The organism is Argonema antarcticum A004/B2, from assembly GCF_023333585.1.
Taxonomy (GTDB): Bacteria; Cyanobacteriota; Cyanobacteriia; order Cyanobacteriales; family Aerosakkonemataceae; genus Argonema; species Argonema antarcticum.
Genome location: NZ_JAIQZN010000022.1, coordinates 1 through 14,446 on the forward strand (window position 1 = coordinate 1; position 14,446 = coordinate 14,446).

The 14,446-nt window shown below is 45.6% G+C and carries 9 protein-coding genes; 6 read left to right on the forward strand and 3 right to left on the reverse strand.

All coding sequences use genetic code 11. The features are described from left to right. Window positions 1–88: 88 nt before the first annotated feature. Window positions 89–463, reverse strand: coding sequence for a type IV pilus biogenesis protein EbsA (gene ebsA, locus LAY57_RS11875; protein ID WP_249066753.1), 375 nt, complete (start codon window positions 461–463; stop codon window positions 89–91). 403 nt (window positions 464–866) lie between these two features. Here ebsA and LAY57_RS11880 point away from each other — a divergent pair, with 403 nt between their 5' ends. Both LAY57_RS11880 and LAY57_RS11885 read left to right on the forward strand, forming a co-directional pair. Then, the gene (locus LAY57_RS11880; protein ID WP_249066755.1) at window positions 867–1,841 is read left to right on the forward strand and encodes a radical SAM protein; all 975 of its coding nucleotides are present in this window, start codon (window positions 867–869) and stop codon (window positions 1,839–1,841) included. After that, entirely contained in the window at window positions 1,795–3,201 is a 1,407-nt protein-coding gene (locus tag LAY57_RS11885) for a glycosyltransferase family 2 protein (RefSeq protein WP_249066757.1), read from the forward strand. Before LAY57_RS11880 ends, LAY57_RS11885 begins: the two co-directional genes overlap by 47 nt. A gap of 60 nt (window positions 3,202–3,261) precedes the next feature. Here the strand turns inward: LAY57_RS11885 and LAY57_RS11890 are convergent, their stop codons facing one another. Then, complete coding sequence (locus LAY57_RS11890; RefSeq protein WP_249066875.1) at window positions 3,262–5,346, reverse strand: DNA polymerase III subunit gamma/tau; 2,085 nt, start codon at window positions 5,344–5,346, stop codon at window positions 3,262–3,264. Window positions 5,347–5,508: 162 nt separating this feature from the next. On the opposite strand from LAY57_RS11890, the gene LAY57_RS11895 reads away from it, so the two are divergent. After that, window positions 5,509–6,768 (forward strand): Caspase domain-containing protein, encoded by a 1,260-nt coding sequence (locus LAY57_RS11895; protein ID WP_249066760.1) that lies wholly within the window; start codon window positions 5,509–5,511, stop codon window positions 6,766–6,768. Between the two features lie 291 nt (window positions 6,769–7,059). Here LAY57_RS11895 and LAY57_RS11900 read toward each other — a convergent pair whose 3' ends face one another. Further along, a complete protein-coding gene (locus LAY57_RS11900) occupies window positions 7,060–8,310 on the reverse strand; it encodes an RNA-guided endonuclease InsQ/TnpB family protein (RefSeq protein WP_476727012.1) in 1,251 nt (416 codons plus the stop codon). A gap of 137 nt (window positions 8,311–8,447) precedes the next feature. Here LAY57_RS11900 and LAY57_RS11905 point away from each other — a divergent pair, with 137 nt between their 5' ends. The 3 genes from LAY57_RS11905 to LAY57_RS11915 all read left to right on the forward strand — a co-directional run bounded on the left by LAY57_RS11905 (window position 8,448) and on the right by LAY57_RS11915 (window position 14,297). Further along, complete coding sequence (locus LAY57_RS11905; RefSeq protein WP_249066763.1) at window positions 8,448–9,521, forward strand: tetratricopeptide repeat protein; 1,074 nt, start codon at window positions 8,448–8,450, stop codon at window positions 9,519–9,521. Between the two features lie 127 nt (window positions 9,522–9,648). Beyond that, on the forward strand, window positions 9,649–10,998 hold the full coding sequence (locus LAY57_RS11910; RefSeq protein ID WP_249066765.1) for a tetratricopeptide repeat protein: 1,350 nt from the start codon (window positions 9,649–9,651) through the stop codon (window positions 10,996–10,998). 290 nt (window positions 10,999–11,288) lie between these two features. Next, window positions 11,289–14,297, forward strand: a complete 3,009-nt coding sequence (locus tag LAY57_RS11915) for a CHAT domain-containing protein (RefSeq protein WP_249066768.1) — start codon at window positions 11,289–11,291, stop codon at window positions 14,295–14,297. The last annotated feature ends 149 nt before the right edge of the window (window positions 14,298–14,446 follow it).

Below are 14,446 nucleotides of genomic sequence, written 5' to 3' on the forward strand. Positions count from 1 at the left end.
GCGAGTGTGGTAAGGCAAGGGAGTAAAAGTGAAGGATTGTGAGTAAATGTTAGTAAAGTGACAACTGTTGATGAACCCCTAGCCGTTTCTATTCATCCAAGCGCAGCAGCTTACGGTAGAACCCTTTGGAAAAATCGACTGCACGAGAAGTCTTAAAAGTCATGATGACTTCTATTAAGAAGCTAACAAATTCATTATTAGCCAGGGTGATTTCATAACTGAGTTCTGCATTACCATCAAACTGCAAGCGACAGCGGGTAAGGTCTGATGGTAGCGCAGCCACATTCCAGGTAGCAACGAAGGGGATGCTCTCTCCTCCTTCTATTTTGCGTTTTCCCTCCAAAACCCCTTTTTCATAAAGACTTATAGCCTGGGGTAACAAATTGCGCTTATTACCTTGGTAGTAGGGCATATAGACGTTGACTCTCCGGGGGTCAGCGGGTGGCAGTTGATCGACAGTCATGTTCCCTCTTCCTTTTTTCTTGGGCGTCTAGATTCAGATTATGGTAGAATTCGCAAAATTTCTAGTTGGAGCGGTCTTCCCCGTTGAACCCGGACGCAATTGTCACTGGCATTATTTTACTGAGGAAGATCGGAGAAAGCAGAGGAATTTCAAATTTTAGATTTGAGATTTCAAATTTGAAATCTGCAATCTTCCTTCTTCCCCTAGCCTAAGAGTGCAGGGCGGCAAAAATAACCCATCAGTTCAAAAGTATTTAAATGCCTGACACTCAAAGGATTTTTGAATGCGTGACTTTTGCTCTTCGGCACTAGCCCCGATCTTCCTGGATCTATCATTGCCTAGTTGACGATCGATTGCACTCGGCTCGACTATGACAATGGCTAACCTTACTGTAAGGAACATAATGGCACCACTGGTTGCAAATTACTACTTAACATACCGCTGCAACGCTCGCTGTCATTTTTGTGACATTTGGGCTTTAGAACCGCCTAAAGAAGCGGATTTGGAGACAATTCGCCAAAATTTAGTCGATTTGCGTCGATTGGGGGTAAAATATATCGATTTCACTGGTGGAGAACCCCTGCTGCGGGCTGAGGTGGCTGAGATCTACACCGAAGCGAAACGGCTGGGATTCATAACCAGTATGACCACAAATACGATTCTTTATCCCAGACGAGCTTCTGAAATGAAGGGGTTGATTGACTTCCTGAATTTCTCTTTAGATGGCGGAGATGCCGAAACTCACGACCAGTCAAGGGGGGTCAAGATTTTTGACACTTTGGTCGAGTCGGTAGCTATAGCTAAATCCCTTGGCGAGTACCCCGTACTCAACCACACCGTCACCGCTCAAAATTACCAGCGCATTGCAGAGGTAGCCGAACTGGGGCTGCGTTTGGGCGTTCGAGTTTGGCTAAATCCAGCGTTTACAGCCCATAGCAACTACAATTCCAAGAAAAATCCTACCCCCGAAATCGTCCAATCCATAGAATCGGCAGCTAAGCAATACAACAACGTCGGGTACAATAAGGCAGCATTAGCTTTCATTGAAGCAGGGGGCAATGACACCAATAATCCCCGCTGTAAGGCGGTGGATGCCGTAATAGCTATTTCTCCAGACGACAAGCTCCTTTTACCTTGCTACCATTTTGCCCAAACGGGCGTTCCGATTAACGGTAGGCTATACGAGCTCTATCGGGAATCAGAAATAGTGGAAGAATACCGCCAATCTCAAGGCAAATTGTCGGTGTGTGAAGGCTGCACGGTCTGGTGTTATCTGATACCCAGCTTCTTCAAAGGTGTAGACAAATACTGGTGGTTGAATCAACTAACCTATGCCAGCGAATTCCTGGCCCGAAAACAATTCCTACAACGAGCTTGATGAAATCGGCTCTCTTTTATCCGAGCTGCCTCAGACTTTTGATGAGGAAGCTCAACCACCCTATCCTGGGTATGAGGGACGCAGGCGTAAAGCCGCTGTACTGCTGACAATAGTTTGGAGTGGCACGATCGCACTCCATCTATTCTCCTGGGGCACTTGGCTGGTCGTGGGCTTGACAACCCTCATGGGCATTCACGCTGTCCGCGTTTTGCGTTCGCGCCCTCCCGGCGTAGCCGTACCTTTGTCTGAGGAAACTCAGGATTCTTGGCCTTTTGTTTCTCTGCTGGTGGCGGCGAAAAATGAAGAAGCCGTCATCAGCAAATTGGTCAAGAATATTTGCAATCTCGATTACCCGGTAGATTTATACGAACTCTGGGTGATTGACGATCACAGCACAGACCAAACGCCAATATTGCTCAAGCAGCTAGCCCAGCAATACGAGCAACTGAAGATATTCCGGCGACCTGCCGGTGCTAGCGGCGGCAAATCGGGTGCCTTGAATCAAGTGCTACCCCTCACTCGCGGCCAAATTATCGCCGTGTTTGACGCCGATGCTCAAGTGCATTCCGATATGCTGCGCCGGGTACTGCCTGTTTTTGAGCAAGAACAGGTGGGTGCGGTGCAGGTACGAAAAGCGATCGCAAACGCCAATGTCAATTTCTGGACTCGCGGTCAAGCAGCTGAGATGGCTTTAGATAGCTTCTTTCAACAGCACCGCATTGCGATCGGCGGCATCGGTGAACTACGCGGAAACGGCCAGTTTATTCGCCGTTCTGCCCTAGAACGTTGTGGCGGCTTTAATGAAGAAACCATCACAGACGACCTCGATTTAACCATCCGCTTGCACCTCGATCGATGGGATATTGACTTTCTCATTGAGCCAGCAGTGGAAGAAGAAGGGGTCACCACTGCGATCGCCCTTTGGCATCAACGCAACCGCTGGGCAGAAGGAGGTTATCAGCGCTATTTAGATTATTGGCGTCCCATCCTCCGCAACCGCATGGGTACTCGGAAAACCTGGGATATGTTCATGTTTTGGATTACCCAGTACTTTCTACCCACAGCGGCATTGCCAGACTTTTTGATGTCTTTTGTCCGCAACAGTCTGCCCGTTTTCAGTCCCATCACGGGTCTGATGCTTGCCATGTCCCTGGTAGGTATGTTTAGAGGTTTGCGGCATATCCATAAAGAGGAAAAACTGACCTTTTCTACGATGTTTTTCACCTTGATTCAGACGCTGCGCGGCACTTTGTATATGCTTCACTGGGTAGCGATCATGGCTAGCGCCACCGCTCGAATGTCGGTGCGACCAAAGCGACTAAAGTGGGTTAAAACAGTACATAAAGGAAATGGGGAATAGGGACTGGGGAATTTCAAATTTAAAATTTAAGATTGCAAATGTAAATCTGAAATCTTAAATCTAAAATTTGAAATCTTCTTCCTCCTCATCTTCAAGTTCATCTGTCTCAAATTTAGCTAAAATATCACTTTTATTTAAGTGCAGTTGTTCTTGCTTAGTTGGAGATAGGGCAAGTTTTATATCTTCCCTCAATTCGATAATTTCGCCATCGAAAAAATAGGCCAGATGCTGGGCTGCGATCGCCACATTGGCTCTGTCGCCGATCGTCATTTCATCCTGCTGCTCCCAAATCCCTCTAGGCGTATCTGAAACGGGAGGGGTGATTGGTGGTGGTGATGGCGTAATTTCTGCGGGATGGTTTGGGGCTTCTACGATCTTCTGATATTCAACTTTTGGCGGTGATGGTGCAATTGTGGTAGCTGGTGGCGAAGCCAAAGTTTTTGGACTGCTACCACCCGACTTACCAGTATCAGAACGATCTGTGGGGGTTTGTAGCTGATTAGCAGAAGTATTCTGATTATCGATCGAATGTCCTACTGTCAAGCGTACCTTGACTGGACAATTGAAGGCTTTCTGAAAACCAGCTTCAATAGCGGGCAATTTTTTTTTAGCCGCATCCAGTAATGGCTGAGTACTCATACCGATCAGAGCTTGTTGATTCTTATAACTTAGCAAGCGTCCGTGTTGACGGAGCAGCGGTTTAGCCATTGGCGAATCGAGATGGAAAATTACTTTTTCCCAAATCTCATTTATAGACATTTCATCCAATGTCTCTTCATGTTGATTGGAAACAACATTATCTGGTTGAGAAATATCAATATTAGGTTTATTAGCCGGTGCATTAGGTACTTGATCCAAAACAGGATTAGTATCCTCTTTATTAAGTGTTATATTTTCAGTTTGAACAGGTGGATGAACGGAAATTGGCTCTGATTTTTCTGCTGCTTTTGTTGATTGATTCGACGAAAAGGTAGAATTTACATTTGGATTAATTGCCGGAGTTGACAGCGGTTTAGAAGTTGGTTGATTGCTAATCTCTGGAGGGCGGATACTTTCTCGCAAAGTTGGCAATAAGCTCAATAGCGTCACCTCTAACCACAGGCGCGGCTGAGTTGTATTTTTAATTTGAATTTCGCTATCTTTGAGATATTTTTGTCCAGCTAAAATATCGTTAATTTCCAAAGCGTTAAAATTACATAGGGCTTTCCAAGTTGGTTGGGTTACAGCAACTAAATCGGGACGGTTGGGTGCGCTTTTAGCAATTAGTAAATCTCGGTACAAACTTGCTAGATTCTGCAATACAATTAGAGGTTCTCGCCCTCGATCCATTAAGCGTCGGCTAATGTCTATCACATCTGTGGAGTTGTTGTCAGCGATCGCAATTAGCAAACTCATCAAATCTTGCTCTGGAACCGCCCCCACCAAATCCCAAACTTTTTCTAAGGTTACCTGACCGGATGATAAACTGAGTTGATCGAGGGTACTTTCTGCATCTCTCAGTCCCCCTTGGGCAATTTGGGCAACGAGAGTAATGGCATCATCGCTAATATTGATATTTTCTTTATTAGCAATATCCCGCAGATGGTTTACCATCGCGTCTAAGGGAATGCGCCGGAAATCAAAACGCTGACAGCGAGAGATAATCGTCGGCAATACTTTTTGAGGGTCAGTTGTTGCCAAGACAAATATAACCTGTTCTGGCGGTTCTTCTAATGTTTTTAATAAGGCGTTAAATGCGGCAGTGCTGAGCATATGACATTCATCAATAATATAAACCTTATAGCGACACTGCATCGGGGCAAATTGAGCCCGTTCGATTAATTCTCTAATATTGTCAACGCCTGTATTGCTGGCGGCGTCAATTTCAATTACGTCTAAAGCTGAACCTTTGGCGACTTCCTGGCAGATATTGCAGATCCCGCATGGTGTTTTCGTGGGAACTTTGCTAGAAATACAGTTGAGGGATTTAGCCAAAATTCTGGCACTGGAAGTTTTGCCGGTGCCTCTAGGCCCAGTAAACAAGTAAGCTGGAGCAATATGTTCTTGCTCGATCGCATTTATTAAGGTAGTTGCGATCGCATCTTGACCCACCAAATCCTTGAAAGTCTGAGGGCGGTATTTGTGGTGTAAGGGTTCGTAGGGCATGACAATTAAGATATAGCAAAGTGCTGAGTGGGGAGTGCGGAGTGCTGAGTGCTGAGTGGGGAGTGGGGAGTGGGGAGTGGGGAGTGGGGAGTCGAATGTCCTAACATATCTGACTATATGTTGCCAAAAAAAATGATTTAAGTAAGCCCGATCCAAATTACCATGCAATATTTTTCACGCCATCGCCGCCTCATTACTAATTTAGCCCTGGGGACATTTATCGGCTGGCAACTCCCGGCCATAAATCCCAACAGTGTTGGAGTAAATGCACAAGTAGCAGCCAATTGTCAAGGGCAGAAGCAAAATCAAGCCCAACAGGAGAAAACAAATTTTTTGGCGTTCGGCGGAGGCCCAGCGCCGTCAGCGAACGAAATTGCGATCGAAAAGAACATTCTCTACTTTCAGCGCACCTTAAGCGCAATGGGCTACAACCCCTCCCAGGCGTCCACCTACTTTGCCAACGGCAATGACGGACAGGCGACAGTTCGCTATCTCGATCCCACAGGACAACAGCAGTTTAAAGTACCACAGATTCCCAATCTCAAGGGTGCATCAACTATGGCCAACTTGGAGCGTTCCATTCAGGATTTGAGTAAGAACCCTAAATCTATTTTCCTCTACTTCACAGGACATGGCATTCCCAATCCCGAAGATATCGATAACAATGCCTTCCTGCTGTGGAATAAGGAGTTGCTGACGGTGCAGCAGTTTGCTACTATGCTAGATTCGCTGCCCGATCGCACACCTGTCGTCACCATGATGAGTCAGTGCTTCGCAGGCTCATTCGCTAATCTGATCTACCAAGGGGGCGATCCCAAACGTCCAGTTGCCCTACAAACCCGTTGCGGCTTCTTCGCCACCGTCAAAACTCGCCCTTCTGTCGGCTGTACGCCTGCTGTGAACGAAGCCGACTATCGCGATTACAGTTCCAGTTTCTTTGCCGGTTTAAGTGGGCGCAGTCGCACAGGTCAGCCAGTCTCCTCTGCTGACTATAACAAAGATGGGCAAGTTTCCTACGCGGAAGCCCACGCTTTTGCTAAAGTAGACGAGAAAACTACGGATTGGCCTATTTCTACTTCTGAGGCTTGGCTGCAAAATCAGGCGGACAAAATTACTCAGCAGGCGATCTTGAGTCGTCCGATTGCGGAACTTTTGCAAGCAGCTCGCCCGGAACAAAGTTATGCGGTCAATTCGATCGCCAAAATGTTTGACTTCAATCTGCAAAAGTCATTGCTGGCAAACCTCCAGGGACTCGATAACAGCAAAATCGAGACAGAAGAACAAAAGGCTTATATCATCCGTCTGGGGATGGAATTAACGAATATCGGCATGGAAAAGCAAATCCGCAGTTCGGAAAATAGCCAAGCTAGAGCAACCCTTGATAAGTTAATCAAATGCGAAAGTAGTTCTTGGAAGCAGTAGGCTAGGGGCTAGGAAAGTCAAAAGTCAAAAGTCAAAAGTCAAAACAAAAGAGGGCTAGGGGCTAGGGTCAGAGGGGCTAGGGGCTAGGGGCTAGGGGCTCCAGGGGAAAAAGAATGATAGATAATCTTCTAGCCCGAAGGGAGTAACCGAGGAGATGGTGAAGTCTCGTATTATTTGTACGGATGGATAGAGGTTTGTACAGAAATAGATGAAGTTGCGATCGAGCTACAATGCCCCTTCAATTTGATTAAGTGACATCACTCCGACCTGAAGGTGCGGAGCTTCTAAGAATCACTTCTTAGATTTCCTAGTTGCTCCCTTGCGGGTTTTCGACTTTGACCTAGACTGAGATATCTCAGTCCCCGGCAAACCGTCTGCATAGGCGTTTTGGATTCCGACGTATCCCGCCGTACTAATCAGTTCTATTCCTCTATTTCTGATTACTTGACCACTAGCTACATCTCTAGAGGTCGTAGATCCGCAACTAACACAATGATGTACTCTAATACTCAAGTCTTTTTTAACTTCTGCCCCACACTCAGGACATTCCTGAGAAGTCCCCCTTGCGCTAACTTCCGCGAAGAATTTACCACGCTTCCAACACACATACTTGGTGATAGTTCGGAACTGTCCAAAACCCGCATCAAGCATCTGTTTGCCAAGCATACCTTTTGCCAGAGTCCGGTAATCCAAGTCTTCCATGAAGACCATATCACCAGCGTCACAAAGGGCGTGAGCTTGTTTGAAATGGAAATCCTTGCGGGTATTGTCAATAGTGTAGTGAATTCTAGCAACCTTGATGCGTTGTTTCTCGTAGTTTTTAGAGCGCTTCTTTTTTCTAGAAAGTCTGCGTTGCAGCAATTTCAGCTTGCTTTGCATCACTTTCAGAAACTTAGGCGACTTTACAAGTACACCGTCACTGGTTGCCAAAAACTTTTCTATTCCTACATCTACTCCAATGGGATGACCGTATGGACTATGACTAGGAACGCTGACATCACATTGAATATTAATGTCAGCGTACCAAATATTTGCTTTGTTAATTATCCGAACTTGCTTAACCACAAATCCATTGGGAATTGGGCGATGCAAGTTAATTGGAATCAAACCCAGCTTGGGCAAAGCGATATGTATACCGATTACTGGATTTTTAGCAAATTGGGGAAACAACAAAGATTTGAATTGCCCAAACTTTTTAAATCTGGGGAATCCATGCCCAATTTTCTGAAATCCCTCCCAAGCTCGGTGCAACTGCTTGATAGCTTGCTGCAAAACCTGACTAGGTACTTCGCCCAATCGGGGGAATACCTTTTTAGCATTTGGCAGTGCGTTAAGTTGCTTTACTTCACTGGGAAAAGGACTATCAGCAGCCATGATGTATTCATGCCTAATCGAGCATCTGTCAACCAGACATTTCCGACTATTGCACCAGTCCTTAATTTCTCGCAGCCCATAGTTATAGGCAACGCGACAAATGTCCATCCACTCAATGAGCGACTGTTCTTGAGTGATGTTTGGGTAGATTCGATAGCGGTAATTCATGGTTAACATTCCACTATTTTAGCACATTTAGTGGTGAATGTGTCTCTGGTAAATATAAAGCCGTCCTACAAGGACGGGGTTTTAAACCCATTCTTCTGATAAAATCTGGGAAATAAGGTAAAGCGGGGATGCGAAAAATGAAAGGGCGGTTTTGGCGATATGCCTACAGTACGCTGAGGCGAATGCTAAGGAGGTGGTTTCGGCGTCCCGGCATCGGCAAAAAGCCCCAACCGACAAAATCTACCAAGCAATTAGAAACTGGGCCTTTAAATGATGCCGACTACGAATATTTTTTCATGCAGCTACTGGAAGGGGTCGATCATGGTTGGCGTCAGGAACAAGTTTTGAGAGTTTTTGAGGCGTTAGCCGAGCGTACCACAGTTGAACAATGGATCGCGTGGCTGCGTGGTTTTGGTGAAAAGCTGCTGACTTCTTCTACCCCAAATCATCAGTTAGCCAATGGGATGGTGCATTTAGGTGAGGTTGGTTGCGGCGAGTTTGGCGAAATTGCCAAGGAAATCGGTGTAAAGTTACTCGCACGCGCCCCCCATTCATACCAAGCGAATAACTCATTCGTCGATACAGGCGATCCCCAAGAGGCACAAGCATGGTTTCACCAAGGTATTCAACGATTTAATAATGGAGATTTTCAAGAAGCGATCGCTTCTTATGACAAGGCTTTAGCAATTCTACCAGAAGCCCACGAAGTCTGGTATAACCGCGCTAACGCCTTGTTTAAATTAGCACGCACTCAGGATGCGATCGCCAACTACGACAAAGCTTTGCAATACAAGCAGGACAAATCCGATGCCTGGAATAATCGTGGCAACGCCTTGTTTAAGTTAGGATCTGCGGAAGATGCCATATTAAGCTACGACAAAGCTTTAGAAATTGAACCAAACTACCAGCAAGCATGGTACAACCGAGGTGTAGCTCTGGGGAACGTGGGACGCCTGGAAGATGCTCTAGCTTCTTATGACAAAGCTGTGGCGATCGAACCTAAAGATCATCAAGCTTGGTTTAATCGAGGTTTGGTGCTGGGAAACTTAGGACGCCTGGAAGATGCTCTAGCCAGTTGGGACAAAGCCTTGGCATTGAAATCCGATCGCTACGAAGCCTGGTATAATCGCAGCGTAGCGCTGAGTAACTTAGGCCGCAACGATGAGGCTCTAGCTAGCTGGAACAAAGCTCAAGCTCTCAAACCAAGCTAAATCAATTTTTGGATTTTGGATGAAAGGATTTTGTTGATTAGCTAATTGCTATCTCCATCTCCCCTATTTTTTTGTACCCATATTTTCTTAAAATCAGAATCAATGCCACGCAGGGGAGGGGCAGCAAATGCTAAGGGGGATTTGGCAAAATATCTGGGCTACGCTGGCGCAAACGCTTCTAAAATGGTTTGAGCATTTATTTGGGTGGGGTTTTTGGTCACCGAGTCAGGTAAGCAAAGTACAACCTCCCCGCATTAAAGCTTACAAAAAAAAAGTAGAACCGCTTAAACTTCTAGACGATGCAGATTACGAGTTTCTGTTTATGCAGCTACTAGAAGGTGTGGCGTATGGTTGGGAACAAAAGAGGGTTTTGAGGTTTCTTGCTGCTTTAGAAAGTCGCACAAATGAGGCTGAATGGGTTGCTTGGTTGCGTCGCTTTGGTGAAAGATTGCTGGCAACACCCATGCCAAATTATCAGTTAGCAGCACAAATGATTAGTTTAGGTGAAGTTGGCTGTGGTAATTTGGGAGAAGTTGCCAAAGAAATTGGCAAGCGACTTTTGAGACGGGAGGAAAACGAACAAATTATTCATTTTCTCCTAGAAGATGTTGAACTAAATGGAAAGCAAATAGAAGCTCAAGCAGCTGAATTAATTTCGGTGAATGATTACTTATCAATCTTGCCGCCGAATGACAGTTTAGTCGAGCGAATTGCTAAGTTAATGCAAATTGAAACAAGGGAAGCACAAGAAATTATTGAAGCATTAATTGATAGATTCTTTGCTATTAATGCTATTAACAATAAATCTCAGGAATGGTTTCAAAAAGCCAATCAGCAATACATGAATGGCAATATTTTGGCAGCTATAGCCAGCTACGACAAAGTTTTATCAATCAAACCAAAGTTCCATGACGCCTGGTATAACCGGGGTGTAGCGCTTAAGGATTTAGGTCGTTATGAAGAAGCAATATTAAGCTACGATCGAGCGCTGGAACTCCAACCAGATTCTTCCGAAACTTGGAATAACCGGGGTGCTGCACTGAGAAGTTTAGGCCGGGTAGAAGAGGCGATCGCTAGTTACGATCGGGCTTTAGAATTGAAAGAAGATCGACATAAAAATTGGTACAACCGAGGTATTGCACTGTTTAATTTAGGCCGGATTGAAGATGCGATCGCTAGCTACGACAAAGCACTCCAATTGCAACCGGATTTTCACCAAGCCTGGAACAACCGTGGCAATGCGTTCATGAAATTGGGAAGATTTGCAGAAGCGATCGCCAACTATGACAAAGCTTTAGAAATAAAACCTGATAAAGCAGAAGCCTGGAATAACCGTGGCACAGCACTGTTTAACTCAAGCCATCTTGAAGAAGCAATTTCGAGTTACGACAAAGCTTTGTCAATTCAACCACACTTCGACGAAGCTCGGCAAAACCGGGAAAATGTGCTGAGGTTTGCACAGTTCCCTCGCGGGTAAGTTTGCAAACCATGAAAAATTAAATCTCGATAGCGGCGATTTGGCCTTCCTATAAGTGACAGATAGGAATTACCAAAAAAAAACCAGGTTATCTGAAAAATTCAGGGTTTAACAGCTAAATATGTACGAAGAAACCGGGTTTATAGCCCCCTCGTTGGCCTAAATATTGTAGAGACGTTTCATGAAACGTCTCTACAGTCGGTCAAGATAAGAGGGGTCATCGCAGCGGATTCCCTATAATGCTAAGAGAAGTCTAAAATCGAAATCAATGCGATGCAAGAGGGCGGTAGATGTTAAGGCGAATTTGGCAGAGAATCGTTCAGTTCTTTCGGCGCTCGTTTGGGAGTAGCACCTCAAGCCAGTCTTCTCGAACAGCACGGAGGAAGAAGCAAGCTTACTTGTCGCATGAGAGGGAACAGAGGCAGGCAGAACCGCCCAAATCCTTAGAAAATGCAGATTACGAGTTTCTGTTCATGCAACTGCTGGAAGGTGTGGGTCATGGCTGGCAACACCACCGAGTTTTGAAATTTATGGCAGAGTTAGAAGGGCGCACCACTGAGAAACAATGGGTGTTGTGGTTGCGCGGCTTTGGCGAAAGATTGGTGGTGTCACCGACACGCCATCAGGATTTAGCAGTTGCTATGCTTCAACTAGCTGAAGTTGGCTGTGGGGAATTGGGAGAGGTAGCTGGTGAAATCGGTCGCGATTTGTTAGAACGCTTAGATAGGCAACAACCGACACGACAAATTCCCACAAATCTAAACCCTCTTGAAGTCGTTCCGGTTGCTGGGGTGGCAAATTTCTCAGAGGAAGTGGAACCTATTTCTCTCGATCGGTTGTGGGATATCTTACAGCAGGATACGGATTTAGCTCAGCAAATGGCTGAGATATTTGAAGTTCAGACAACCAATCCGCAAAGCATTATTGAGGCGCTGATTAATCAAGGGACTGTAGCCTCTGAATCGACTACAGAGGATGCAGAATTCTGGTTTAATCAAGGTTTTCGGGAATATGAGGCGGGTGATTTTGAAGGGGCGATCGCAAGTTTCGATCGCGTTGTTGACCTCAACCCCGACGATCGCGAAGCTTGGTATAACCGGGGTAATGCTTTATCTGAGTTAGGGCGATTAGAAGAAGCGATCGCTTCTTTCGATCGCGCTATTGAAATTAAACCTGACGACTACGAAGCCTGGAACGACCGGGGTATAAACCTACACGACTTAGGGCGCTTAGAAGAAGCGATCGCTAGTTTCGATCGCGCTATTGAAATCAAGCCTGACAACTACGACACCTGGAACGATCGGGCCATAACGCTGCACAGCTTAGGACAATATGAGGAAGCGATCTCTAGTTTCGATCGCGCTGTGGCGATCGAACCCAATTACCAAGAAGTCTGGAACAATCGAGGTATTGTGCTGTCTAAGTTGGGACGCTATGAAGACGCGATCGCAAGCTTTGATAAAGCGCTAGAAATCAAGATTGACAAATGGGAAGCCTGGATTAACCGAGGTGCTGCGGCTGCAACTTCACTCTTCTTTGACCCTCTGCTGGCTTCCGCAAGTGCGATCGCCAAACAAAACCCATCTTTGCACCAACGCGGCTATGAAGGTCAATTAGCAAGCTATCAAGAAGCATTGAAATATGTTAGTCAAGACACTCAACCAGAAGGCTGGGCTTGGCTGCACAAACATATCGCTCAAGCTTACTACGATCGAGGCTGCATCGATTCCAAACCCCGTGAATATTGGCGTAAAGCTGTAAACGAATATCGCGAAGCACTCAAAACTCTCACCGAAGCAAGATTTCCCGAACTGCATCTAGAAATATTGCAAGACCTTTTCAAAGCCCTTTTGAGTTTAGGACAAACACCAGAAGCAGCACAATTACAAGAACGCGGTTCTGATTTATTGCAGCGCTTACTCAACGAGCAAAATCGTTCTGACTGGTATAAAAAACAAGTAGCTCTTAAATTTGTACCCTTTAACCAGTTGACCGTTGATTTAGCCGTTCAATCCAATCAATTCGTGCAAGCTTTAGAACTGGCAGAAAAAAACAAAACCGCCTGCTTAACATTGCTTTTGGACGGCTGGAGCAATAATATTACCTCACCTAAGTGGGTCGATATTCAACAATTGCTCAATCCCACAACAGCAATAGTTTACTGGCATCTAAGTCCATCTGCCCTACATACCTTCATTCTCAAACACAACGCGCCAGAACCCATTGTTTTGAAAGAAACCCCAGTTGCTGAAGAAACAAAATTTCCCAGCCGCGTAGTAGAATTTGAAAACTGGGTCAAAGATTGGAATCAACAATACAAAGAATATCGCAGCAGCAAAGATAAAAATCATCGCTGGCGGCAAGAATTAGAAGCTAAGCTAACCCATATAGGTAACATTCTCGATATCTCAGAAGTTATCGAAGAACTCGCAGACATCACCAAACTGATATTGATTCCCCACCGCGACTTGCATCGCTTTCCCCTGCATTACCTGTTTCCAGATAACTTCACAATTACCTATCTACCCAGTGCAAAAATCGGTTTAAATCTCAAGGTTGAGCAAGATGGGTGGCAGACAAAAAAATTGCTGAGTGTGGAATATCCCGACAGTCTGGGATTAGAAAAACTGCTTTATCCTGAAATTGAGGCAGCTGCCATTACCGAAATGTTTGACAATCCGACGCGCCTCCCCGACGAAGACGCCACAAAAGAACAGGTAATAGCAGCACTTTTTGATCAACACAATATCTTTCACTTCACGGGTCACGGTAGCTATAACTTCGCAATACCAAAGCTTTCAGCTTTAGCCTTAACTGGAAAAGACTTACTGACGCTAGAAGAGATTTGTCAGCTTCCCCTGAGTGACTACCAGCTAATCTGCCTTTGTGCTTGCGAAACCGCCGTCACTAGCAACCAAACGATCGCTACAGAATACGTGGGACTGGTTAGTGGTTTTGTCAGACAAGGCGCATCCCATGTCCTCAGCACCCTGTGGACGGTTCCAGAAGATTCCAGCGCCTTATTAGCGATCGAATTCTACCAACGCCTAAAAGCTCACCTTCCACCTGCTCAAGCCCTCAAAGAAGCCCAACAGTGGCTGCGTACCGTCACTAATACCGAACTAGCCCAAATGTATAAAAACCTCTCCATCCAGTTAACAGAATACGCACCTGGGGTCAGCGAATACCTGCGGTTTCAGGCTATGTTCCTGGAAGGAAAGCCAGATAAAATAAATTCATCCCAGCCCCCTTATGCCCATCCTTACTATTGGGCTGCTTTTACGATCGCTGGCAGATAATATCTCAAGTTGCTACTTAGTTCCATTGGCGCTTGTTCGGAATGGATAATGGGTAAGTTATTGCCCTAAAGCTCAACCAATACCTGCTGCAAAAGCCTTAATGATATATAGCAACCGACAGGGCGGTTAAGACATTCTTAATTCTTGAA